This window comes from Streptomyces sp. NPDC101219, from assembly GCF_044767675.1.
Taxonomy (GTDB): domain Bacteria; phylum Actinomycetota; class Actinomycetes; order Streptomycetales; family Streptomycetaceae; genus Streptomyces.
The window spans coordinates 97,345-121,357 of record NZ_JBIWOK010000010.1; the positions used below are offsets into that span (position 1 = coordinate 97,345).

18 protein-coding genes and 1 tRNA gene are annotated in these 24,013 nt (G+C 72.5%); 7 read left to right on the forward strand and 12 right to left on the reverse strand.

The window, feature by feature from the left end; genetic code table 11:
- Window positions 1–93: 93 nt before the first annotated feature.
- Complete coding sequence (gene pyk, locus ACIRPP_RS20935; RefSeq protein ID WP_403644857.1) at window positions 94–1,530, forward strand: pyruvate kinase; 1,437 nt, start codon at window positions 94–96, stop codon at window positions 1,528–1,530.
- Window positions 1,531–1,587: 57 nt separating this feature from the next.
- Here pyk and ACIRPP_RS20940 read toward each other — a convergent pair.
- Window positions 1,588–1,660 (reverse strand) — tRNA-Leu (locus tag ACIRPP_RS20940).
- Window positions 1,661–1,765: 105 nt separating this feature from the next.
- On the opposite strand from ACIRPP_RS20940, the gene ACIRPP_RS20945 reads away from it, so the two are divergent.
- Window positions 1,766–2,422 (forward strand): ANTAR domain-containing response regulator, encoded by a 657-nt coding sequence (locus tag ACIRPP_RS20945; RefSeq protein WP_403644859.1) that lies wholly within the window; start codon window positions 1,766–1,768, stop codon window positions 2,420–2,422.
- A 95-nt stretch (window positions 2,423–2,517) separates the two neighbouring features.
- Here ACIRPP_RS20945 and ACIRPP_RS20950 read toward each other — a convergent pair whose 3' ends face one another.
- From ACIRPP_RS20950 to ACIRPP_RS20990, 9 genes are all read right to left on the reverse strand, one after another.
- Window positions 2,518–3,234, reverse strand: coding sequence for an ABC transporter ATP-binding protein (locus ACIRPP_RS20950; protein WP_164334332.1), 717 nt, complete (start codon window positions 3,232–3,234; stop codon window positions 2,518–2,520).
- A complete protein-coding gene (locus ACIRPP_RS20955; RefSeq protein WP_403644863.1) occupies window positions 3,231–4,139 on the reverse strand; it encodes an ABC transporter ATP-binding protein in 909 nt (302 codons plus the stop codon). Before ACIRPP_RS20955 ends, ACIRPP_RS20950 begins: the two co-directional genes overlap by 4 nt.
- A 5-nt stretch (window positions 4,140–4,144) precedes the next feature.
- Window positions 4,145–5,971, reverse strand: coding sequence for a branched-chain amino acid ABC transporter permease (locus ACIRPP_RS20960; protein ID WP_403644866.1), 1,827 nt, complete (start codon window positions 5,969–5,971; stop codon window positions 4,145–4,147).
- Window positions 5,972–5,976: 5 nt separating this feature from the next.
- Window positions 5,977–6,909 (reverse strand): branched-chain amino acid ABC transporter permease, encoded by a 933-nt coding sequence (locus ACIRPP_RS20965; RefSeq protein ID WP_403644869.1) that lies wholly within the window; start codon window positions 6,907–6,909, stop codon window positions 5,977–5,979.
- Window positions 6,910–7,018: 109 nt separating this feature from the next.
- Window positions 7,019–8,251 (reverse strand): branched-chain amino acid ABC transporter substrate-binding protein, encoded by a 1,233-nt coding sequence (locus ACIRPP_RS20970; protein WP_403644872.1) that lies wholly within the window; start codon window positions 8,249–8,251, stop codon window positions 7,019–7,021.
- Window positions 8,252–8,539: 288 nt separating this feature from the next.
- Window positions 8,540–9,145 carry a Tat pathway signal sequence domain protein gene (locus ACIRPP_RS20975; protein ID WP_403644875.1) on the reverse strand — a complete coding sequence of 202 codons (606 nt, stop codon included), beginning with the start codon at window positions 9,143–9,145 and terminating at the stop codon, window positions 8,540–8,542.
- Complete coding sequence (locus tag ACIRPP_RS20980; RefSeq protein ID WP_403644878.1) at window positions 9,142–9,564, reverse strand: hypothetical protein; 423 nt, start codon at window positions 9,562–9,564, stop codon at window positions 9,142–9,144. Before ACIRPP_RS20980 ends, ACIRPP_RS20975 begins: the two co-directional genes overlap by 4 nt.
- Window positions 9,565–9,934: 370 nt before the next feature.
- Window positions 9,935–10,423 (reverse strand): PaaI family thioesterase, encoded by a 489-nt coding sequence (locus ACIRPP_RS20985; protein WP_403644880.1) that lies wholly within the window; start codon window positions 10,421–10,423, stop codon window positions 9,935–9,937.
- A 97-nt stretch (window positions 10,424–10,520) separates the two neighbouring features.
- Window positions 10,521–12,800 carry an FdhF/YdeP family oxidoreductase gene (locus ACIRPP_RS20990; RefSeq protein WP_403644883.1) on the reverse strand — a complete coding sequence of 760 codons (2,280 nt, stop codon included), beginning with the start codon at window positions 12,798–12,800 and terminating at the stop codon, window positions 10,521–10,523.
- 276 nt (window positions 12,801–13,076) lie between these two features.
- Between ACIRPP_RS20990 and polA the strand changes: the two genes are divergently transcribed.
- Entirely contained in the window at window positions 13,077–15,803 is a 2,727-nt protein-coding gene (gene polA / locus ACIRPP_RS20995; protein WP_403644886.1) for a DNA polymerase I, read from the forward strand.
- Window positions 15,804–16,835: 1,032 nt separating this feature from the next.
- Window positions 16,836–17,174, forward strand: coding sequence for a hypothetical protein (locus tag ACIRPP_RS21000; RefSeq protein WP_403644888.1), 339 nt, complete (start codon window positions 16,836–16,838; stop codon window positions 17,172–17,174).
- Here the strand turns inward: ACIRPP_RS21000 and ACIRPP_RS21005 are convergent.
- On the reverse strand, window positions 17,089–17,952 hold the full coding sequence (locus ACIRPP_RS21005) for a DUF4184 family protein (RefSeq protein ID WP_403644891.1): 864 nt from the start codon (window positions 17,950–17,952) through the stop codon (window positions 17,089–17,091). The genes ACIRPP_RS21000 and ACIRPP_RS21005 overlap by 86 nt on opposite strands.
- A gap of 343 nt (window positions 17,953–18,295) precedes the next feature.
- Between ACIRPP_RS21005 and ACIRPP_RS21010 the strand changes: the two genes are divergently transcribed.
- The 3 genes from ACIRPP_RS21010 (at window position 18,296) to ACIRPP_RS21020 (ending at window position 21,413) form a co-directional block, all read left to right on the forward strand.
- Window positions 18,296–20,044: a lytic murein transglycosylase gene (locus ACIRPP_RS21010; RefSeq protein WP_403644894.1), complete on the forward strand. Its 1,749-nt coding sequence runs from the start codon at window positions 18,296–18,298 to the stop codon at window positions 20,042–20,044.
- Window positions 20,045–20,256: 212 nt separating this feature from the next.
- Window positions 20,257–20,391, forward strand: a complete 135-nt coding sequence (locus ACIRPP_RS21015; protein ID WP_403644896.1) for an SPW_0924 family protein — start codon at window positions 20,257–20,259, stop codon at window positions 20,389–20,391.
- Between the two features lie 26 nt (window positions 20,392–20,417).
- Entirely contained in the window at window positions 20,418–21,413 is a 996-nt protein-coding gene (locus tag ACIRPP_RS21020) for a DUF3068 domain-containing protein (protein WP_403644899.1), read from the forward strand.
- Here the strand turns inward: ACIRPP_RS21020 and hrpB are convergent.
- A complete protein-coding gene (hrpB, locus tag ACIRPP_RS21025; RefSeq protein WP_403644902.1) occupies window positions 21,403–24,009 on the reverse strand; it encodes an ATP-dependent helicase HrpB in 2,607 nt (868 codons plus the stop codon). The two genes, ACIRPP_RS21020 and hrpB, sit on opposite strands and share 11 nt — an antisense overlap.
- Window positions 24,010–24,013 lie beyond the last annotated feature (4 nt).

A 24,013-nucleotide genomic window follows, 5' to 3' on the forward strand; every position in this document is an offset into this window, starting at 1 on the left:
CTTCAAAAGGTGTCGCCAAGGCTTTACCCGCGGGCTTGTCGGCCGTCACCGGACGCCACGTGCCTACTCGGCGGTAAGCCATAGGCTCGTATCATGCGCCGAGCGAAAATCGTCTGCACACTGGGCCCCGCCACCGATACCTACGACCGGATCAAATCCCTGGTCGACGCCGGAATGGACGTGGCCCGATTCAACCTCAGCCACGGCAGCCACGCCGAGCACGAGGAGCGGTACCGACGGGTGCGCAAGGCCGCCGACGAGACCGGTCGCAGCGTGGGGATCCTGGCCGATCTGCAGGGCCCGAAAATCCGCCTCGGCCACTTCACCGAGGGGCCTGTACTTCTCGAACGCGGCGACACCTTCACCATCACCGTCGAGGAGGGCGCCGAGGGCGACCGCCACCGGTGCGGCACCACCTACGCCGGCCTCGCCGACGACGTCACCCCGGGCGAACGCATCCTCGTCGACGACGGCAAGGTCACCCTCGAAGTCACCGCCGTGGACGGCCCCGAGGTGCGCACCGCGGTCGTCGAGGGCGGGGTGGTCTCCGACCACAAGGGCCTCAACCTGCCCGGTGTCGCCGTGTCCGTGCCCGCCCTGTCCAAGAAGGACGAGGACGACCTCCGCTGGGCCCTGCGCACCGGCTTCGACATCATCGCCCTCTCCTTCGTGCGCAGCGGGCGGGACATCAGGGAAGTCCACCGGATCATGGACGAGGAAGGCCGCCGCCTTCCCGTCGTCGCGAAAATCGAAAAGCCCCAGGCGGTCGAGAACATCGACGACATCGTGGCCGCCTTCGACGCCCTCATGGTGGCCCGCGGGGACCTCGGTGTCGAAATGCCCCTCGAACAGGTTCCCATCGTTCAGAAGCGCGCCATCAAACTCGCCACACGGAATGCCAAGCCGGTCATCGTCGCCACCCAGATGCTCGATTCCATGATCGACAACGCCCGGCCCACCCGCGCCGAGGCGTCCGACGTCGCCAATGCCGTCATCGACGGCACGGACGCCGTGATGCTGTCCGGCGAGACCAGCGTCGGCAGGCACGCCGTCGAGACGGTGCGCACCATGGCCCGCATCATCGAGGCCGTCGAGGAGGACGTCCTCGCCAAGGGGCTGCCGCCGCTCACCGAACGCAACAAGCCGCGGACCCAGGGCGGGGCGGTGGCCCGCGCGGCGGCCGAGATCGGCGACTTCCTCGGCGCCCGCTTCCTCGTCGCCTTCACCCAGTCCGGCGACACCGCCCGCCGCCTGTCCCGCTACCGCTCGCCGATCCCGCTGCTCGCCTTCACTCCGGACCCGGCCACCCGGTCCCAACTGAGCCTGTCCTGGGGGGTGGAGACCTTCCTCGGTCCCCATGTCGAGTCGACGGACGCCATGGTCGACCAGGTGGACGAGCTGCTGCTGAAGTACGCGCGGTGCGGGAAGGGGGAGACGGTCGTCATCACGGCCGGTTCCCCGCCGGGGGTCTCCGGCTCCACCAACCTGGTCCGGGTGCACCACGTGGGTGAGGACGACAGTCCGAAGTGAGGTCGGAAGGGCGCTCCCGCCCACTCCCGGTAGGGGACCTTGCAATCGGAGGAAAAGTACCCCGGGTCGGATTCGAACCGACGCTGGATGGTGTTTGAGACCATTGCCTCTACCGCTGGGCTACCGGGGCGCCCTTCGAAACGAAGGTCGGCGGTCACCCGCCGTCCACCCACCTTACCGCAGCTCGGTACGCTCTTGTCAGCAGTACCGGCCTGCCCCGCACCAAGGAGCCCACGTGAGTGCCCCCGAGTCGCCCCAGCCCGTCGACGTGCCAGAAGACGACCAGTCGCACGTGCCCCCGATGACCACGCGCGTCGTCATCGCCGAGGACGAGGCGCTGATCCGGCTCGATCTGAAAGAGATGCTCGAGGAGGAGGGCTACACGGTCGTCGGCGAGGCCGGGGACGGCGAGCGGGCGGTCGAACTGGCCCGGGAGCACCACCCCGACCTGGTGATCCTCGACGTGAAGATGCCGAAGCTGGACGGCATCTCGGCCGCCGAGAAGATCGCCGAGGAGCGGATCGCGCCGGTGCTGATGCTGACCGCGTTCTCGCAGCGCGAGCTGGTGGAGCGGGCGCGGGACGCCGGGGCCATGGCGTACCTGGTGAAGCCGTTCTCCAAGAGCGACGTCGTGCCGGCGATCGAGATGGCGGTGTCCCGCTTCACCGAGCTGAAGGAGCTCGAGCGCGAGGTCGCCGACCTCAGCCAGCGGCTGGAGACGCGCAAGCTGGTGGAGCGCGCGAAGTCGGTGCTGCAGACGGAGTACGGGCTGTCGGAGCCGGCGGCGTTCCGCTGGATCCAGAAGACGTCGATGGACCGCCGGATGTCCATGCAGCAGGTGGCCCAGGCGGTCATCGACGACGCCGAGGAGAAGAAGGCGTCCAAGGGCTAGAATCCGTCGTCCGGCGAGCGGATGCCGCACGACGGCGCGAGGCCCGCGTCCCCCGAAGGGGGCGCGGGCCTCGTTCCGTTTCCTGCGCGGTGCCGTCAGTCCTCGCCGAGGTAGGCCTTGCGGACGGACTCGTCGTGCAGCAGGTCGCGTCCGGTGCCGGACAGGACGATGTTGCCGGTCTCCATCACATGACCCTGGTCGGCCAGGGACAGCGCCGCCTGGGCGTTCTGCTCGACCAGCAGGATCGTGGTGCCCTGCGCCTTCAGCTCCGCGATGGTCGCCATGATCTTCTGCATCATGATCGGCGAGAGACCCATGGAGGGCTCGTCGAGCATCAGCAGCTTGGGCTGGGACATGAGGGCCCGGCCCATGGCGAGCATCTGCTGCTCACCGCCGGAGAGGGTTCCGGCGGCCTGCTTGCGGCGCTCCCCGAGGATGGGGAACAGGTCGTAGGCGCGCTTGATGTCCTTCTCGATGCCCGCCTTGTCACTGCGCAGGAAGGCACCGAGGCGGAGGTTGTCCTCGATGGTCATGCGCGGGAAGATGTGCCGCCCCTCGGGGGAGTGGGCGAGCCCGTGGGACACGATGTCGTGGGCCGGGATCTTCTTCAGCGACTTGCCGTTGAACCTGATCTGACCGCCGACCGGCTTCAGCAGGCCGGACAGGGTCCGCAGGGTGGTGGTCTTCCCGGCGCCGTTGGTGCCGATGAGAGTGACCACTTCGCCGGCCTCGACCTTGAAGGAGATGCCCTTGACGGCCTGGATCTTGCCGTAGGCGACCTTGAGGTCTTCGACTTCGAGGAGTGCGGTCATCGGTCGTTCTCCTTGCCGGGCGCTGCGTCGGTGGTGGCCTCGGCGGCTGCTTCCGCCGCTTCGACCTCGGCCGCCTCCTCGGCGCCGGGGTCGTCCGCGATGGGCTCTCCGATGTAGGCGGCGATGACGCGTTCGTCGCCCTGGACGGTGGCGGGGTCGCCCTCCACCAGCTTCTGACCCTGGACCAGGACGGCCACACGGTCGCAGAGGTTGAAGATGAACCGCATGTCGTGCTCGATCACCAGGACGGCGATGCCCATGTCCCGGATGGCGAACACGAGCTCTTCCGTCTCGCGGGTCTCCTGCGGGTTCATGCCGGCGGTCGGCTCGTCCAGGAGGAGCAGACCCGGCTCGCTGGCGAGGGCACGGGAGATCTCCAGCCGCCGCTGCTCACCGTAGGGCAGGTTGCGCGCGAGGTGGTCGGCCTTGTCGGCGAGGCCGACGAACTCCAGCAGCTCCATGGCCCGCGCGCGGGAGGCGGCCTCGGCGCGGTGGAAGCCCGGACCGCGCAGGAGGGCGGACCAGAGCCCTTCCTTGGTGCGGGTATGCCGGCCGACGAGGACGTTCTCCAGCACCGTCATGTTGCCGAACAGGCGGATGTTCTGGAACGTCCGGGCGATGCCGGCGGCGGTCACCTTGAAGGACTTGGGCGGAAGGATCTTGTCCTTGTAGCGGACCTCGCCCTCGGTGGGGATGTACAGCCCCGTCAGGCAGTTGAAGAAGGTGGTCTTCCCCGCGCCGTTGGGCCCGATGAGTCCGACGATCTCCCCGCTGTGGACGGTGAGGTCGACCTCGCGGACGGCGGTGAGGCCGCCGAAGCGCATGGTCACGCCGCGGGCGTCGAGGATCGTCTCGCCCTTGGCGGCACCGGCGGACGCGCTCTTGGTGGTGGTGTCGGTTGTCATGGTGGTCAGGCCCCTGCCTTGCTGAGGACTGTCGGCGCTTCGGCATCGTCGTGGAACTCGAGCTGCCGCCGCCGGTTGGGGATGAGGCCCTCGGGCCGGAAGCGCATGAGCAGGACGAGCGCGAGACCGAAGGCGAGGAGCTGGTAGTCGCCGAGGAACTGGAGCTTGGCGGGGATCAGGTAGAGCAGCGCGGCGCCGACCAGCGGACCGCTGATGGTGCCCATGCCGCCGAGGACGACGGCCGCCAGCAGGAAGGCACTGTTGGGCGGCACCACGTGGGCGAACATGTACTGCTCGGGCGTCACCGTGTAGGTGACGTGTGCCTGCACCGTACCGGCCAGACCGGCGAGGGTGGCGCCGAGGGCGAAGGCGATCAGCTTCACGCGGAAGCCGTTGATGCCCATGGCGCGGGCCGCGGTCTCGTCCTCGCGGATGGCGACCCAGGCCCGGCCGATCCGGGAGTCGCTGCTGCGCCGGAAGACCACCACGACGACCAGCGTGATGAGCAGCATCAGCAGGAAGTAGTTGGCGAACCGGGCGATGGTGAACCCGAAGATGGTGTGCTCCTGGCCGAAGTCGAAGCCCAGGATGTTGAGGTTCGGGATCGAGGAGATGCCGTTGGAGCCGTTGGTGACGTCGGGTCCGGAGGTGCCGTCGGTGTTGAGGACGGCGATGCGGAAGATCTCACCGAAGCCGAGGGTGACGATGGCGAGGTAGTCGCCGCGCAGCCGGAGCGTCGGGGCGCCGATGAGGACACCGAAGATCATGGCGACGAAGGCGCCCAGGAGGGCGCTGGCCCAGAACGGCAGGTGGATGTTGAACGGGCTGGAGGGGCTTCCGGAGACCATGGCGGCGGTGTAGGCGCCGACGCCGAGGAAGGCGACGTATCCGAGGTCGAGGAGGCCGGCCAGGCCGACGACGATGTTGAGGCCCAGGGCGACGGTGGCGAAGATCAGGATGTAGACGCCGATGGTGGCGTACTGGTCGTCGGACTGGGTGAAGGGGAACGCCGCCGCCGCGACGAACGCGCCGATCATCGTGACGTTGCGGTGCTTGGACGTGATCCCGGAGATGCGGTTGATCAGGCCGGCCTTGATGAAGGCGGCGAAACCGAACCCGGCGGTGATCAGGAAGCCGATGAACAGCTCGTCGTACTCGGTGCCGATGCCGTAGGTGAAGACCAGCAGACCGACGGCGAGGGCGCCGACGATGACGAGGATCTCGGCGTAGGCCGGCATCGGGCGCGGAGCCCGGGTGCGGCCGGTGGCGATGGCCGCGCGCAGGGTGCCGAAGGCGTCCCGGGCGTCGTGGCGGAACTTCTCCCAGCCGGTGTCGTCCGGGTCGTGCGGGTCGGGCTCGGGCCGCTCGAACGGCAGGGACAGCGCGCCGAGGACGGCGAGCAGGCTGGCGACCGCGGCGACCCAGGCGCCCGGTTCGAGGTGGACCAGTCCGCCGAGGGTCGCGCTGATGGCGAGGACCGTGTACCAGGTCGTGCCGAGGGCGGCGAGCGCCGACAGCTTGATGGCGCTGTCCGCGCCGGCGGGCGTCAGCCACTGCAGGCCCTTGACGCCGTAGGAGGCGAGGCCGAACAGCGCGGTGAGGGCGCCGCCGATGAGCACCAGGACCTGGAGGCCGCCCGGGTAGCCGTAGACGGTGAGGTCACCGGGGAACGCGGACGTCCAGGTCCAGGCGAGGAACGTGGACAGGACGGTGAGGACGCCGCCGCCGGTGGCGAGGGCGCGGGCGAGGTGCTCCGGCAGGCCGATCAGACCCCTGGGGGTGTCGACGGCGGGGGAGTCGGGGGTCTTTGCGGTGGTGGTCTGTGTCGTCATCGGTGTCACGCCCTGTCCGCGACGCGCTCGCCGAGCAGACCCTGCGGCCTGAAGAGGAGCACGAGGATGAGGAGTACGAAGGCCCAGACGTCGGCCCAGGACTGGCTGCCGAACTGCTGCATGCCGGGGATGTCGGAGATGTAGGCGGTGGACAGGGCTTCGGCGACGCCGAGGACCAGTCCGCCGAGCATGGCTCCGTAGATGTTGCCGATGCCCCCGAGGACGGCTGCGGTGAAGGCCTTGAGACCGAGGATGAAGCCCATGCGGAAGTCGATCTGGCCGTACTTCAGGCCGTAGGCGACTCCGCCGACGGCGGCGAAGACGGCGCCGAGCGCGAACGCGATGACGATGATGCGGTCGGTGTTGACGCCCATGAGCTTGGCGGTGTCCGGGTCCTGGGCCGTCGCCTGCATGCCGCGCCCGGTGCGGGTGCGCATGACGAAGTAGCCGAGGATGGCCATGCTCAGCGGGGCGGCGCAGAACACGAAGATGTCACCGGTCTGGATGGTGACGGAGCCGATCTCGAAGGGCCCGCCGGGGATGTTCGGGAAGGTGCGGGCGGACTTGGCCTCGGGGTACCAGGCCCAGACGGCCTGCTGCAGGGCCAGGGACAGGCCGATCGCGGTGATGAGCGGTGCGAGGCGTGGAGCGCCGCGCAGGGGACGGTAGGCGAACCGTTCCGCCCCCACGGCCACGGTGGTGGCCACGATCATGGCTCCGATGAGCATGAGGGGCAGGGCGATCAGCATGGAGGTGCCGTCGGGCAGGATGTACACGTAGACCGTGAGCGCGCCGAAGGCGCCGGTCATGAAGATCTCGCCGTGGGCGAAGTTGATGAGCTGGACAATGCCGTAGACCATTGTGTAGCCGAGGGCGACCAGCCCGTACATGGATCCCAGTAGCAGGCCGTTGACCAGCTGCTGCGGCAGTTCGTTCACCGCATGTCCTCCGAGACGTTCGGAAAGTTCGACGGATGGGGCCGGATGCGAGACCGCGCGGGGCGCCAGTGGTGCGGCGCCCCGCGCGGCTCGTGTGGTGCGGGCTGGGTCAGCCGGTGAAGGTGCCGGACTTGACGTCCTTCCAGTCGCCGTTCTCGACGGCGTAGACGGTCAGCTGCTTGTTGGTGGCGTCGCCGTACTCGTCGAACGAGACCTTGCCGGTCACTCCGTCGAAGGAGACGTTCTGCATGGCCGCGGTGACCTTCTCGCGGGCGTCGTCGGGCAGCTTGCCGTCGTTGTCCTCGACGACCTTCTTGACGGCCTCGATCACGGCCCAGGCCGAGTCGTAGGAGTAACCGCCGTAGGCCTCGTAGGCCTCCTTGTAGCCCGCGGCCTTGTAGTTGGCCACGAACTCCTTGGCCGAGGGCAGCTCCTCGACCGGCGCGCCGACCGAGGTGGCCAGGTCGCCGGTGCCGCTGGCGCCGGCCAGCTTGATGAAGTCGGCGCTGTAGATGCCGTCACCGCCGACCAGCGGGATCTTGGCTCCGGCGGCCTTGATCTGCTTGCTGAGCGGGCCGGCCTGCGGGTACTCGCCGCCGTAGTAGACCACGTCGGCGCCGGAGTTCTTCACCTTGGTGGCGACCGCGGAGAAGTCCTTGGTGTCGGGGTTGATGTGCTCGGTGCCGACGACCTTGCCGCCGAGCTTCTTGAACTCCGTGGTGAAGGTGGCGGCGAGGCCCGCACCGTAGGTCTTCTTGTCGTCGATGACGAAGACCTTGCGCTTCTTGGAGTCGTTGTACAGGTACTGCGCGGCGAACGGGCCCTGGATGGCGTCCGTGGTCGACGTGCGGAAGTACGACTTGTACGGACGGGTCTGGCTCTTCTGCCAGTCCTGGCCCTGGGAGAGGGCCGGGTTGGTGTTGGCCGGCGAGACCTGGACCAGCTTGGCGTCGTCGAAGACCTTCTGCATGGACTCGGCGACGGAGGAGTTCAGCGGGCCGACGACGCCCAGGACGTCGTCGTTGGCGACCAGCTTGGTGGCGTTCTGCTGGCCGGAGGAGGGCTGGGCCTGGTCGTCCAGAGCCTCGATCTTGAAGGTGACGCCCTCGACGAACTTCTCCTTGTTGGCGGTCTTGGCGGCGAGGTCGGCGGAGTTCTTGATGCCGAGACCCAGTGCCGACAGGTCGCCGGTCAGCGGCGCGTCGACGCCGATGACGACGGTGGTGCCACCGTTCCCGGAGTCCGAGCCGCCGCCGTTGTCGTCGCGCGAGCCGCAGGCGGTGAGGGTGAGTGCTCCCGCTGCCAGCGCGGCGGTGATGGCGATGAGCGAACGTTGACGCACGATCCAGTCCTTTCCCCTGACAACCGCCTCCCGGTGGAAACGGCCGAGTCGAGCGCTGGGCCGAAGTGACAATCGGGCGGCGCGGTGACTGGCCGTGACTCTAAGCGGGTGTGGGGAACGTGGAGGAGGGTCTGGCCAAGGCTGTGACTCTCTTGTTATGACACGACGTATTGCAGAGCGGTACTGAGTGGGGGGAACGGAGGAATTCTCGCCGTTTTGCCCTGTCCGCATCCTGAGAAACCGCAGGACCGGCGCGGGTCCGTTCAGGCGTCTCGACCCTTTTGGTGATTACCTAAAATCGTTGCCACAGGCTACCTGCAGGGCCTGGGAGAGGTCCCGTGCGTAGCGTGGGCCGAGGATGAAGCTGTGGTCCTGTATTGCGCGCGTATTACGTAGAGTCACGTCCAGAAAGGGGAGCCCAGCGTTCCGCGGGACATTTCCACAATCCGTCACGCGGAGCGTGATCATGATCTTGCGCGGGGAGCCTGCTTTTGTCCGGAAAGGCGCGCGTGGGGCAGAGATCACCGAAACTCCCGCGTAGGGCTGGGATATCCGCGTCACGGTGACCGGAGGGCCGGAATCCACTTGTATCTCCACGCCGAACGTGAAGCGGCGGACGTCCGATTCCGGGGCGCCGGCCTGCGGTTCCAGATAGGCGAGCCGGGTCACTTGGGACGGGAACGGCGGCGCCGCCGGCGGCACCGGCACCGGCCGGGTCGCCCACAGGTAGCCCCCGCCCGCGAGGACGGCCGCGGTCGCGAACACGCCGATCAGCGGCCTGCGGTGCCTCCTCAACGTCCTTGCCGGGAGGGCGCGTCGGGCGGTCCGGGGGAGTGGTGCGGCCTCCCGGGCCCGGGTTCCCTCGCCCGGTTCGACGGGGCCGACCCCGCTCATCGCCAGGGGCCTTCGCCGGGTCCGGCGCCCCGATGGCGCTCGGCGCACGCCGCACGGACCCGACGGTCCATCAACCGGTGTGCCGCCTCGGTGCCTTGGCGTTCCCTGACGGGGCGTGCGGCGGCCACGGCCGCCCGCAGGATCTCGTACTGACCGTTGGACAGGCCCATGGACTGGTAGTCGCCGTAGGCGGTGCCGCCCAGCACCTCCCGCGACCAGTGGGTCACCAGCCGCACGCACACGTCCTCGGCGGAGGTCGCTCGCGGTGACGGGGCCGGCGCGGACGCCGTGCGGGTGCCGGTGCCTTCGTCCGCACCGGGCGAGCCGCAACCGGTCACCGGGACGCCCGCCAGCAGCACCGCCGCGAGCACGGCGGACGGCGCCCTCATGCCGGGCCGCGCGCCGCCTCCCCGCTCCATGACGGGAACGCTAGAACGCCCGCCGCGCCCCGGCAATGGGGACGCACGGTGGGGGTTCCGGGGCGGGGCCGGGCGGGCGGGGGGCGGTCGGCGCGCGGGGTGCGGGGCGGAGCCGGGGCTGGACGGGTGCGGGGGGCGCGGCGGGGTGCGGCGGGGGGCGGCGGACGGGGTGCGGGAGTGCGGGGCGGAGCCGGCGCTGGACGGACGCGCGGGGGTGCGGCGCGGGGCGGTCGGCGCGCGGGGATGCGGGGGTGCGGGGCGTGGCGGGGGACGAACGGCGCGCGGGGGTGCGGGGCGGATCGTGTGCCCCGCACCCCCGCGGGAGTGCGCCGTATACGGTGGTCGCGGCGGTGAGTTCGCCGTCGCCCGGTCAGCCGGCCGTTCCGGCCTGCTCCTTGTCGCCGGGGTTCACGTCCCGCAGCAGGCAGGTCAGGCGTGCCGTGCACACCCGCTTGTCCGCCTCGTCGGTGATCACGATCTCGTACGTCGCCGTGGTCCGGCCGCGGTGCACGGGAGTGGCCACACCGGTCACCAGACCCGACCGCACCCCGCGGTGGTGCGTGCAGTTGAGGTCCACGCCCACGGCGATCTTGGAGACCCCGCCGTGCAGCATCGAGCCGACCGATCCCAGTGTCTCGGCCAGGACGGCCGAGGCCCCGCCGTGCAGCAGCCCGTACGGCTGGGTGTTGCCCTCCACCGGCATCGTCCCCACGACCCGCTCGGCCGACGCCTCGACGATCCGCACGCCCATCCGGTTGCCCAGGTGGCCCGCGGAGAAGAGCGCCTGCAGGTCCACGCCCAGGGCGGCGTACTCGTCGATGACCTCACTCGGGAACTTCACGCTCTGCTGCTCGCCCATGGGCCGTGCTCCGTTCGTCGTCGTCAACTGCGGCCACCGCGCGGCAGGCCGGCGCCGGTCCGGCCGCCATCGCACCGCGCGGTCGCTGAGCAAACGCTCAGTCGGTCGCCGATTGTTCCAGACGGACCACCACGGACTTGCTGGCCGGGGTGTTGCTGGTGTCCGCGGTGGCGTCCAGCGGCACCAGGACATTGGTCTCCGGGTAATACGCGGCGGCGCAGCCCCGGGCCGTCGGGTAGTGCACGACACGGAAGCCGGGCGCCCGGCGTTCCACCCCGTCCTTCCACTCGCCCACCAGGTCGACGTACGAGCCGTCCGCGTGCCCCAGCGCCCGCGCGTCCTCCGGGTTCACCAGCACCACCCGGCGGCCGTTCTTGATGCCCCGGTAGCGGTCGTCCAGGCCGTAGATCGTGGTGTTGTACTGGTCGTGCGAGCGCAGCGTCTGGAGCAGCAGCCGCCCCTCGGGCACCTTCGGGTACTCGACCGGCGCGGCCGTGAAGTTGGCCCGGCCGGTGGCCGTCGGGAAGCGGCGCTCGTCGCGCGGGGCGTGCGGGAGGGCGAAGCCGCCCGGGCGGGCGACGCGCGCGTTGAAGTCCTCGAAGCCGGGGACCACACGGGCGATGCGGTCGCGGATGGTCGCGTAGTCCTTCTCGAACTCCTCCCACGGCACCACGCTGTCCGCGCCGAGCACCCGGCGGGCCAGCCGGCACACGATGGACGGCTCCGACAGCAGCCGCGGGCCGGCCGGTTCCAGCCGTCCGCGCGAGGCGTGCACCATGCCCATGGAGTCCTCGACGGTGACGAACTGCTCGCCGCCGTCCTGGACGTCGCGCTCCGTGCGGCCGAGGGTCGGCAGGATCAGCGCCCGCGCCCCGGTCACGGTGTGCGAGCGGTTCAGCTTCGTCGACACGTGCACGGTCAGCCGGGCCCGGCGCATCGCCGCCTCGGTGACCTCCGTGTCGGGGGAGGCGGAGACGAAGTTGCCGCCCATGGCGAAGAACACCTTGGCCCGTCCGTCGCGCAGGGCGCGGATGGCCCGCACGACGTCGTAGCCGTGCTCGCGGGGCGGCGCGAAGCCGAACTCCTTCTCCAGGGCGTCCAGGAAGGCCGGCGCGGGCCGCTCGAAGATGCCCATGGTGCGGTCGCCCTGCACGTTGGAGTGGCCGCGCACGGGGCACACGCCCGCGCCCGGACGGCCGATGTTGCCGCGCAGCAGCAGGAAGTTGACGATCTCCCGGATCATCGGCACGGAGTGCTTGTGCTGGGTCAGGCCCATCGCCCAGCACACGATGATCCGCTCCGACTCCAGGACCATCCGCAGACACCGCTCGATGTCCTCGCGCGTCAGACCGGTCGCCGTCAGCGCCTCGTCCCAGCCGGCGGCGCGCGCGGTCTCGGCGAACTCCTCGAAACCGTGCGTGTGCTCCCGCACGAAGTCCTCGTCCACCGCGCCCGGCGTCTCGAGGATCAGCTTGTTCAGCACCCGGAACAGGGCCTGGTCGCCGCCCAGGCGGATCTGCAGGAACAGGTCGTTCAGGGCGGCGCCGGTGGTCAGGCCCTTGGCGGTCTGCGGGTTCTTGAACCGTTCCAGCCCGGCCTCGGGCAGCGGATTGACGCTGATGATCCGCGCGCCGTTCGCCTTCGCCTTCTCCAGGGCGGACAGCATGCGCGGGTGGTTGGTCCCCGGATTCTGTCCCGCCACGATGATCAGATCGGCCTGGTACAGGTCCTCCAGCAGGACGCTGCCCTTGCCGACCCCGATCGTCTCGGACAGGGCCGAGCCGGACGACTCGTGGCACAGGTTGGAACAGTCCGGCAGGTTGTTGGTGCCGAGCTCGCGCGCGAAGAGCTGGTAGAGGAAGGCCGCCTCGTTGCTGGTGCGGCCGGAGGTGTAGAAGACGGCCTCGTCCGGGGAGGACAGGGCGTCGATCTCCTCGGCGACGATGTCGAAGGCGCGCTCCCAGGTGACCGGCTCGTAGCGGTCGCCGCCGTCGGGCAGGTACACCGGGTGCGTCAGCCGCCCCTGCTGCCCCAGCCAGTAGCCGCTGCGGCCGGCCAGGTCGGACACCGGGTGCCGGGCGAAGAACTCCGGCGTGACCCGGCGCAGCGTGGCCTCCTCGGCCACGGCCTTCGCACCGTTCTCGCAGAACTCCGCCCGGTGCGGGTGCTCCGGCTCCGGCCAGGCACAGCCCGGGCAGTCGAAGCCGTTCTTCTGGTTGACGCTGAGCAGCGTCAGCGCCGTGCGCCGCACGCCCATCTGCTGGTGTGCCATGCGCAGGGTGTGCCCGATCGCGGGGAGCCCGGCCGCCGCTCGCTTCGGCTCGCCGACCTGCGGCGCGTCCTGAACCGGATCACTCTTGGGCGGTTTCGTGGCCATCGCGCACTCCCCTTCGCGTACCCGTGTGACGTACCTCTGTCGATCCTCGCACGTCGCGGACGGGGGCGGCGGGGCCCACGCCCCGGCAGCGGGGGCGGCGGGCGCGGACCGCGGGGGCGGGGTGGCGCGGAGCGGGGCGTGGACGGGGAGCGGAGTGCCGCCGGAATCGCCGGGGCGGGGGCGGGGGTGGGCGAGGGACGGCAGGAGCGGGGCGCCGTCGGGTCGTCGGGGGCGGGGCGGAGCCGGGTGTCAGTGGGGCGTGGCAGGATCGGGGGCGTGGCAGAGACAGCATCGAAGAAGACCGACAAGACCTCCGGCGCCGGCCGGCCGCGACTGATGCTCATGGACGGGCATTCGCTGGCCTATCGCGCGTTCTTCGCGCTGCCCGCGGAGAATTTCACCACCGCGACCGGCCAGCCGACGAACGCGATCTACGGTTTCGCCTCGATGCTGGCCAACACCCTGCGTGACGAGGCGCCCACCCACTTCGCGGTGGCCTTCGACGTCTCCCGCAAGACCTGGCGCTCCGAGGAGTTCACCGAGTACAAGGCGAACCGCTCCAAGACCCCCGACGAGTTCCGTGGCCAGGTCGAGCTGATCGGCGAGCTGCTCGACGCGATGCACGCCCAGCGTTTCGCCGTCGAGGGCTACGAGGCCGACGACGTCATCGCCACGCTCGCCACCCAGGCCGAGGCCGAGGGCTTCGAGGTCCTCATCGTCACCGGCGACCGGGACTCCTTCCAGCTGGTGTCCGAGCACACCACGGTGCTGTACCCCACGAAGGGGGTCTCCGAGCTGACCCGGTTCACCCCGGAGAAGGTCGTCGAGAAGTACGGATTGACGCCCGCCCAGTACCCCGACTTCGCGGCCCTGCGCGGCGACCCCTCCGACAACCTGCCCGGCATCCCCGGCGTCGGCGAGAAGACGGCCGCGAAGTGGATCAATCAGTTCGGTTCCTTCGCACAGCTCGTGGAGCGGGTCGACGAGGTCAAGGGCAAGGCCGGGCAGAATCTGCGCGACCACCTGGAGGCGGTCAAGCTGAACCGCCGCCTGACCGAGCTGGAGCGGCGGGTCGAGCTGCCCAAGGGCGTCTCCGACCTGGAGCGGACCCCCTACGACCGCAAGGCCGTGGCGATGATCCTCGACACCCTGGAGATCAGGAACCCCTCGCTGCGCGAGCGGCTGTTCGCCGTCGACCCGGGCGCCGAGGAGGCCGAGGCCACCCCGGTCGTCCAGGAGGGCGTGGAGCTGGACGGCAGTGTGCTGGGCGCCGGCGAGCTGGCCGGCTGGCTCACCGAGCACGCCACCGGGCCGCTCGGCGTCGCCACGCTCGACACCTGGGCGCTCGGCACCGGCTCGGTCGCCGAGGTCGCGCTGGCCTCGGCCGACGGACCGGCCGCCTGGTTCGACCCGGCCGAGCTGGACGAGGGCGACGAGCGCGCCTTCGCCGCCTGGCTCGCCGACGCGGAGCGGCCCAAGGTGTTCCACAACGCCAAGGGCGCCATGCGGGTCTTCGCCGAGCACGGCTGGACCATCGAGGGCGTCACCATGGACACCGCCCTGGCCGCCTACCTCGTCAAGCCCGGCCGCCGCTCGTTCGACCTGGACGCGCTGTCCCTGGAGTACCTCCACCGCGAGCTGGCGCCCGCCGCGGCGGCCGACGGCCAGCTGGCGTTCGGCGCGGACGACAGCGCCGAGGCCGAGGCGCTCATGGTGCAGGCCCGCGCGGTCGTGGACCTCGGCGAGGCGTTCCGCACCCGCCTCGACGAGGTGGGCGCGGCCGACCTGCTCCGGGACATGGAGCTGCCCACGTCGGCCCTGCTCGCCCGCATGGAGCGGCACGGCATCGCTGCCGACCGCGCCCACCTGGAGGCCATGGAGCAGATGTTCGCGGGCGCCGTGCAGCAGGCCGTGAAGGAGGCCCACGCGGCGGCGGGACACGAGTTCAACCTGGGCTCGCCCAAGCAGCTCCAGGAGGTCCTCTTCGGCGAGCTGGCCCTGCCGAAGACCAAGAGAACCAAGACCGGCTACACCACCGACGCCGACGCCCTCGCCTGGCTCGCCACCCAGACGGACAACGAACTCCCGGTGATCATGCTCCGGCACCGCGAGCAGGCGAAGCTGCGGGTGACGGTCGAGGGGCTGATCAAGACGATCGCCGCGGACGGCCGCATCCACACCACCTTCAACCAGACCGTCGCCGCCACCGGCCGGCTCTCGTCCACCGACCCGAACCTGCAGAACATCCCCGTCCGCACCGACGAAGGGCGCGCCATCCGCCGCGGCTTCGTCGTCGGCGAGGGCTTCGAGTCGCTGATGACGGCCGACTACAGCCAGATCGAGCTGCGCGTGATGGCCCACCTCTCCGAGGACGCGGGGCTGATCGAGGCGTTCACCTCCGGCGAGGACCTGCACACCACCGCCGCCGCGCAGGTCTTCTCCGTCGAGCCCACCGCGGTCGACGCGGAGATGCGCCGCAAGATCAAGGCCATGTCCTACGGCCTCGCGTACGGCCTGTCGGCCTTCGGGCTCTCCCAGCAGCTGAACATCGAGGCGGCCGAGGCGCGCGCCCTGATGGACGCCTACTTCGAGCGCTTCGGCGGGGTGCGGGACTACCTGCGCCGGGTCGTGGACGAGGCGCGGGCGACGGGCTACACGGCGACCCTCTTCGGCCGCCGCCGGTACCTGCCCGACCTCAACAGCGACAACCGCCAGCGGCGGGAGGCCGCCGAGCGCATGGCGCTCAACGCGCCCATCCAGGGCACCGCCGCGGACATCGTCAAGATCGCCATGCTCAACCTGGACCGCGCCCTGCGCGAGGCCGGGCTGACCTCCCGCATGCTCCTCCAGGTCCACGACGAAATCGTCCTGGAGATCGCCCCGGGCGAGCGGTCCCAGGTGGAGGAACTGGTCCGCCGCGAGATGGGAGCCGCCGTCCAGCTCCGCGTCCCCCTGGGCGTCTCGGTCGGCGCGGGCCCGGACTGGGAGTCGGCGGCGCACTGATCCGTCCGCGGGGGCGGACGTCGTCCGGGGTCTTGCGGTGGGGGCCGCTGACCGGGCTCGGCATCGGGGGCCGCTGGCCGTGCGCGGGGCCATGCCTGGGCTCGCCTCCGGGTCCGGCCCGGCCTTCGGGTCCGGCCCGGCCTTCGGGTCGGATCTCGCCTTCGGGTCGGGTCCTGCCTTCGGGGCTCGGCTTCGGGGGTCGCTGGCCGTGCGGGGGGCCATGCCCGGGCTCGCCTCCGGGTCCGGCCCGGCCTTCGGATCCGGTCTCGCCTTCGGGTCGGGTCTTGCCTTCGAGGCTCGGCGTCGGGGGTCGCTGGCCGTGCGGGGGCCATGCCGGGGCTCGCATCCGGGTCCGGCCCCGCCTCCGGGTCGGGTCCTGCCTTCGGGGCCCGTCCCGCGTCCGGCCCGGCCCAAGTCCTGGGCCCACGGACGTCCCCGGCTCGCCCGCTCCGCCCTCCAGCCCGCAGCGGCGCCCGGGACGGGGCGGACCGGTGTGTCGGGGCCTCCGCGTCCGGTCGGGGGCGGCGTGCGCCGGGCCATGGGCCCATTGGCCGCCCGGTACGCCCGTACCCGGTGCGGGTGCGGGTGCGGGTGCGGGTGCCGGGCGGTGACCCCCGTCCGCGCCTGCCGCCGGACCGGACGCCAGGCGCCGGGGCGCGCCACAGGAGCCCCGCGCCGTGGCGACCCCGCCATGGGCCCCCAGCGCCGCACACCCCCGCGTCATGACCCCGTGTCGCACACCCCCGTGCCGCACACCCCGTGTCGCACACCGCGTGTCGCACACCGCGTGTCGCACACCCCCGTGCCGCACACCCGCGTGCCGCACACCGCGTGCCGCACGCCCCACGGCGCTCTCGCCCCGTCCCAGCCGTCCCATGCCGTTTCACTCGCGTGGCCCTCGCGGAACGGCCGGGGGCGGGTGCGGCGGTCAGGATGCGGGGCATGGGTATACGCATGCTTCACCGCACAGCGGGACCCCCGCCCCGGGCCGGCACCGATGGACCCGGACCCGAGGCGCATCCGTCGGTTCCCGTGTTCGCGACCACCGCGAGTACCGCCCGCATCCCCGTCACCCTCGCGACCGCACTGCGGCGCGCCACCACCGGCCTCGGCCGCCGGATCGCCGGCACCGTACGGCCCGCCACCGCCGCCCTGCCCGACGGCCCGCTGCCCTGGCGGCAGTGGGCGGAGGCGGCCCGCGGCTGTCTCACGCTGGTCCTCACCCTGCTGCCCCGGCCCCGTCCCGTCCGCACCATCACGGTGTTCGTGGCGGCCGGTGACCCCGTCAGTGTGCGGCGGTACGGCTCGGGGCCTCAGTACCGGGGGTTCCAGGGGCCTGGATGGCCGGAGCCGGGCGGCGCCACACCCTGACCGCCACCGCGAACAGCGGCAGTGCGACGACGATCGCCGCCCCCGCCCCGAAGCACACCGTCGGGATGATCTCCCAGGGTTTCGCGGACGCCCCCCAGTAGGCCCACCACCGCGACGCCCGCTGCACCGCCCCCGCCAGGGCGCAGCCGCCGAGCAGGGCGACGGCCGCCCACCGGTCGGGGGCGGACAGCAGCGGAACCCCGGCCGCCGGGCCGCCGGGCGGCATCCGGCGCAGCGCCCGTGCCACGAAGAGGGCGATCACCACCGCGGCCACCGCCGAACCCCCGTACTGCAGGTACCAGTACAGCGGCGACCCCGCGATCTCCTCCCCGAGGACGGGGAACATCCGCATCCCCCACCGGTCGAGGTGCGTGAACGCGTCCCAGACCACGTGCGTCAGCGCGCCGAGCGCCGCCGACACGTACCAGCGCGCCACCAGCGACGGCCGCACGCGGGCGCGGGGCGTCCCGCACCGCAGCAGAGCGGCCGGCCGGCCCTGGAGGGCCCGCGGCAGCAGGCCCACCAGCGGCTCGCGGACCAGCAGCCACAGGCCCACCAGCGCCCACGCGAGGAGCACGTCCACGGTGAACACGCCGGGGAACGAGTGCGTGACGTCCCCGAACTCCATGGCCCCGGTCACCGCACTGGCCGCGTAGTAGGTCAGGTCGGGAGCGAAGGTGCCCGCGACGAGCACCGCCGGCACCAGCGGTCCGCGGCCGCGTCCTTCGGCGCGGAGGGCGGGCAGGACCGCCGCCGCGTGGCTCAGCGTGAACGGCAACTCGGCTCCTCGGGTGGGGCAATGACCGGGATCGGCCCGGGCCGGTGATCGTCCGGCCCGGCCGGAGCCCAAGTATGCGGCAACGCCGGCCCGCCGGTCCGTGACCGGCGAACATGGTGAACCGGTGAATATCGGGCAGGAACAGGTGTCCGGGCCAAGGAAGTTGTCGTAGGGTCGCGAGCGTCGCCGTGCCGGAAGCACGCCGAGCGGGTGTGGACGGGGAACGACCGGGCATCTCCACGCCGTCGTGGGCAACCGGTGGGGCGGGCCGATCGTCACACACAGGGCGGGCACGACACACACGTCGACGGACGTCCCGGCGTCCACGGGAGGGGTTCACTGTATGGCGGCGCATTTCGGCAGGAGGCTGCGCAAGGGGGCGACCACCACCGCCGTGGCGGCGGCAGCGGTCGCGGCCCTGTCCGCGTCGCAGGCGCCGGGGGTGACGGTCGACCAGCACGGCCGGCAGAGCACCGCGGACGCCGCGCCCACCCCCGACGCGGCCGACGGAGCCGACAGCGCCACCGGCAACTCCCCCTACTACACCGACCTTCCGCCCTTGAACAGCCCGAACCCGGCGCCCTCCGCGAGCAACGGCCCGGCCGCGGGCAGCAGCGAGGCCGGCATCCCGGCGACCGTCCTGGACGCCTACAAGAAGGCCGAGGCAGCGCTGCGCGAGACGAAGCCCGGCTGCAACCTGCCCTGGCAACTGCTCGCCGCCATCGGCAAGGTGGAGTCCGGGCAGGCCCGCGGCGGCAAGGTCACCGCCGACGGCACCACGCTCTCCCCGATCCTCGGCCCGCAGCTCGACGGCAACGGCTTCGCCCTCATCAAGGACACCGACAACGGCGCCTATGACGGCAACAGCCGCTACGACCAGGCCGTCGGCCCCATGCAGTTCATCCCCTCCACCTGGGCGTGGGCCGGCCGCGACGGCAACGACGACGGCGTCGAGGATCCCAACAACATCTACGACGCCGCCCTGGCGGCCGGCCACTACCTGTGCCGCTTCGGCTGGGACCTGTCCGACCGGACGGACCTGAAACGGGCGATCCTCAGCTACAACCAGTCGACGGCCTACTACCACACCGTCCTGTCGTGGCTGGACTACTACCGCAAGGGCACCCACGAGATCCCCGACGGCACCGGGCCCCTGCCCGGGAACCGCAGCGACGCCCGCACCCCGCGCCCCGGCAGCACGACTCCCGGCACCTCCACACCGAAGCCGCCGCGGACCGACCGGCCCTCCGACAGCCGGCCCGGCCCCCGCCCCACCAAGCCGGGCGGAGGCACCGGCACGCCCGGCACGCCGCCCCCCTCTGCCAACCCCACGCCCACGACACCGCCCGGCACCCCGCAGACGCCCACCGACACGGTGCACCACCTCGAGGACGCCGGAACGGCGGAGCTCAGCGCCCGCGCGGGCGACGCGTTCACGCAGCGGATCAGCGCCCGCGCCGAGACGGACGCCGGGAAGACCGTGGCGAAGGTGCGGGTCAGGTTCACGGTCGTCGGTGCCACCGACACCACCTTCACCGGCGGCGAGAAGGTCGCCACCGTCGTCACCAACAGTTCGGGCGTCGCCGTGGCACCGGCGCTGCGCGCGGGCGAGAAGGCCGGGACCTTCACCGTCCGGGCCACCGTCGTCGGCCGCACGGTCCCGGCCCTCGACTACCGGGCCACCGTCACCGAACGCACCGCCGACCGCCTCGTCCGCGTCGGCGAGGAGGAGCTGACCTGCACGCCGGGCGGCACGTTCGAGCAGCGCGTGCAGGTGAAGGCCACCCTCGACGGGGCCGTCGCCGACCGGGTCGCCGCCACCGCCACCCTCGTCACCGCCGGCGACGAGCCCGCCGAGAACGACGAGGGCCCCTTCTTCAAGGACGCCGACGACCAGCCGGTGCGCACCCTCACCGGCCTGGAGACGGACCCGGACGGCCTGGTGAAGCTGCCGCCGCTGTACGCGGACGACACCACCGGCACCTTCCTGCTCCGCATCACCACCGCGGGCGGCGCCACCCTCACCGTGGAACTGACCGTGGCCGAGGACCCGGCACCGTCCCCGGCCCCGTCGGAGCCCGCTGCCGACTGAGCCCCGTCCGGACCCGTCCCCGACGGCACGAGGGCGCCCTTCCGCATCCGCGCGAGGGGCGCCCTCGCCGTCCTGCGCGGACTGTTCTCATCTCGGCCGCCCGTTGCTACGGTGCGCCACCTGACGCCCTGTCAGGAACGCTCGGTGCTCCGCCCGCGCGTACCGTCCGGCACGTCCCGAGTCCCACGTCCCCCGTCCGCAGGGAGGCCCGCATGCGTGCCCTCGTCGCCGCCGTCGCCGGTCTCGCCGCCGCGTGCGCCCTGGTGTTCGCGCTGACCGCACTCGGCGGGACCACCGGCGGGACCTCCCCGGAGCCCCTCCTGACGACGGTGCCCGCCCACCCCTGACCGACCCGCCCGGGAGGGAGGCCGACATGCGCCGCACGTCCGGCCTGGTCCTGCTCGCCCTCGCCGTGTTCTTCGCGGCCCTGTCCCCGCTGCTGCGCTGGTACGCCTTCCCGCGCCTGGCGAAGGTCCCGCCGGACACGTATCAGACCATGGTGCTGGAGGCGAAGGACGCCACCCTGCTCGACTACACCACCCTGCGGTCCAGGAAGGTCCCCGAAGTCACCGTCGTGCAGACCCTCAAGGGCAACGTGGAGGAGTCGGAACGCATCGAGCGGACCACCGACCGCGACGTCGTCGTCTGGGACGGCCTGACCTACGTCGTCGGCCCCGACGGCGAGACCGTGTCCCGCATCCCCGAGCGCTACATCTTCGACGCCCACACCCAGGAACCCGTCCACGCCGAGGGCGAAACGGTCGACGGCGACCCGGTGGAACGCCGGGGCATCGAGTTCAAGTGGCCGTTCCTGACGGAGAAGAGGGACTACGCCTACTTCGACGCCCAGGCCCGCACCACCGCACCCATCCACTACCGGGGCACCCGCGACTTCCGCGGCCTGGAGGTCTACTACTTCGAGCAGACCATCCCCTGGACGCAGGTCCCCTACCCCAAGACCCTGCCCGTGGAGGGCATCACCCCCGAGGGCATCGCCGCCACCGGCACCACCCGCTGGTACACCACGGTCCGCAGGTTCTGGGTCGAACCCGTCACCGGAGCCCCCGTCTACGGCGAGGAGATCCACCGCGAGGAACTGCGCGGCGGCGACCTCCTCGGCGGCCGGGACAAGGTGACCGCGTTCGCCGGTCACGTGAAGATGCGCGAGGACTACGTCCGGCACACCGTCGACCTCGTCGCGTCCCAGCGCACCCCGGTGCTGCTGCTGACCTTCTACCTGCCGTGGGGCTTCCTCGGCCTCGGCCTGGTCCTGCTGGCGCTCGCGCTCCACCTGGAGGCCCGGGGCCGCCGCGCCGCCCGCTCGGGGGCCGCCGCCGGGTCCCGGTCCGAGCCGCAGGTCACCGCCTGAGCCGGGCGTTGGTGTGCCGCGTCGGCTCCGCCGTCGCCGGGTCCTCGGGCCACGGATGCTTCGGGTACCTCCCGCGCAGTTCCGCCCGGACGCCCCGGTAGCCGTCCTGCCAGAAGGACGCCAGATCGGCGGTCACGGCGGCGGGCCGTCCGGCCGGGGACAGCAGGTGCACCAGCAACGGCACCCCGGCCACCCGCGGCGTCTCCCGCAGACCGAACATCTCCTGGAGCTTCACGGCGAGCACCGGACGCCCGGGGTCCGCATAGTCGATCCGGATGCTCGACCCGCTGGGCACGGTGATCCGCTCGGGTGCCAGATCGTCCAGCCGGGCCGCCTCCCCGGACGCCCACGGCAGCAGCCGGGCCAGCGCCTGTCCCGCGTCGATCCGCGCCAGATCGGCCCGACGCCGGGCCCGGCCCAGCTCCGGCTCCAGCCACTCGTCCACACGCGCGTCGAGCGCCTCGTCGGACACGTCCGGCCAGGGCGCGCCGAACCGCCGGTACAGGAAGGCCAGCCGCTGCCGCAGCGTCACGGCCCCCTGCGGCCACCGCAGCAGCCCGAACCCCTCCCGCCGCAGCCCTTCCAGCAGCGCTGCCCGCACGAGCGCCGGGTCGGCGTCCCGGAGCGGGCGCACCGACAACTCCACCGCCCCCAGCCGCTCGACCCGGCGTGCGACGACATCCCCGTCCGCCCAGCGCACCTCCTCGGCCGTATCCGCGAGCGCCCCCGCCGCGTACCGCGCGACGGCCTCGTCGACGGCCGCCCCCAGGCGTACGCGCGCGTGTCCGCGGCCCACCGGCCGGTCGGCCACCGCGACCGCGATCCAGGGCGCGCCCGGCAGCGCCGTGCCCTCACCCGGCTCGGCCCGGGTGCCGGACACCATGAGATACGAACCGCCGTCCCGGCGCGCGACCCGCTCCGGGAAGGCCAGCGCGGCCACCAGCCCGGCCCGGGCGTCCTCACCGGCCACCGGCCCGACCGGAACGTCCGGCCCCCCGGCCCGCCCAGTCCGCGCGTCAGTACCGTCAGCGCCGTCTGCCGTCGGCTCGCCGCCGTTCCCCCCGGACACCTCGCCGCTGTTCCCCCCGGACACCTGCTCGGCGGACGACCGCAGCCGCCGCACCTCCGCCCGCCAGCGGGCCGCGTAGCCGTCGCCGCCGCGCCGCGCGCCCCGCAGCGCACCGGCCAGGTCGTCGCCGTACTCCCGCGGCGCCTCCTCGCTCAGCAGCGCCACCACCTCGGCGGCGAACTCCGCGCCCACCACGGGCGCCGCGTCCAGCAGCGCCCGCCCCAGACGCGGATGCAGCCCCAGCCGCGCCAGCCGCGCGCCCCGCCGGGTGGCGCGCCCGTCCGGGTGCACGGCGCCGATCGCCGTCAGGACGCTCCGGGCGGCGGCCATCGCCCCGGCGGGCGGCGGATCGAGCAGCGCCAGCCCCGACGCGTCCGGATCGCCCCAGCAGGCCGCCTGCAACGCGAACGCCGTCAGGTCGGCCACCGCGATCTCGGGGGAGGGGAACCGGGGCAGCCGCGCGTCCTCCGCCTCCGCCCAGCAGCGGTACACCGTGCCCGGCGCCTCCCGGCCGGCCCGCCCCGCCCGCTGCCGTCCCGCGGCCCGCGAGGCCCGGACGGTGGTCAGCGCGCTCAGCCCGCGCGCGTGGTCCACCCGCGGCTCACGCGCGAGACCCGCGTCCACGACCACCCGCACCCCGGGAACCGTCAGCGACGACTCCGCCACCGACGTCGCCAGCACCACCCGGCGCCGTCGGCCGGGGGAGAGCACCGCGTCCTGCACGGCCGCCGGAGCCCGCCCGTGCACCTGGAGCACCTCCACGCCCCCGGCGTCCCCGAGGTGTGCCGCGACCCGGGCGATCTCCCCCACCCCGGGCAGGAACACCAGCACGTCCCCGTCCCGTTCGGCGAGCGCCCGCCGCACCACCGACGCCACATGCGTCAGGAACACCGGATCCACGCGCGTCCCGTGCGGCGGCCGGACCGGGCGCGCGGGAGGCGCCCACACCACCTCCACCGGGAACGCGGTGCCGGCCGCCTCGACCACCGGCGCGCCGCCCAGCAGCCGCGCCCAGCCCTCCGCGTCGGTCGTCGCCGACGCGGCCACCAGCCGAAGCTCCGGCCGCAGCGCCTCGCGGACGTCCCACAGGAACGCCGCCGCCGTGTCCGCGTCCAGATGCCGCTCATGGCACTCGTCGAGCACCACCGCGTCCACCCCGGCCAGCTCCTGGTCGCGCTGCAGGCGCTGCAGGAGCACGCCGGTGGTGACCACCTCCACGCGCGTGTGCCGCCCCACGGCCCGCTCCCCGCGCACCGTGAAGCCGACGGACCCGCCCACCCGCTCGCCCAGCAGCCACGCCATCCGGCGGGCCGCCGCGCGGGCCGCGATCCGGCGCGGCTCCGCCACCACGACCCGCCGCGCCGGGCCCCCGCCCAGCAGCCCGGCCAGCTCCAGCGGAACCAGGGTCGTCTTGCCGGTGCCCGGCGGGGCCACCAGCACCGCGGTGCCCCCGTCCTCCAGCGCGCCGTTCAGCGCGGGCAGCGCGGCGCGGACCGGCAGGGCCTCCAGGGCGTCGTGCCGGATCACGCCC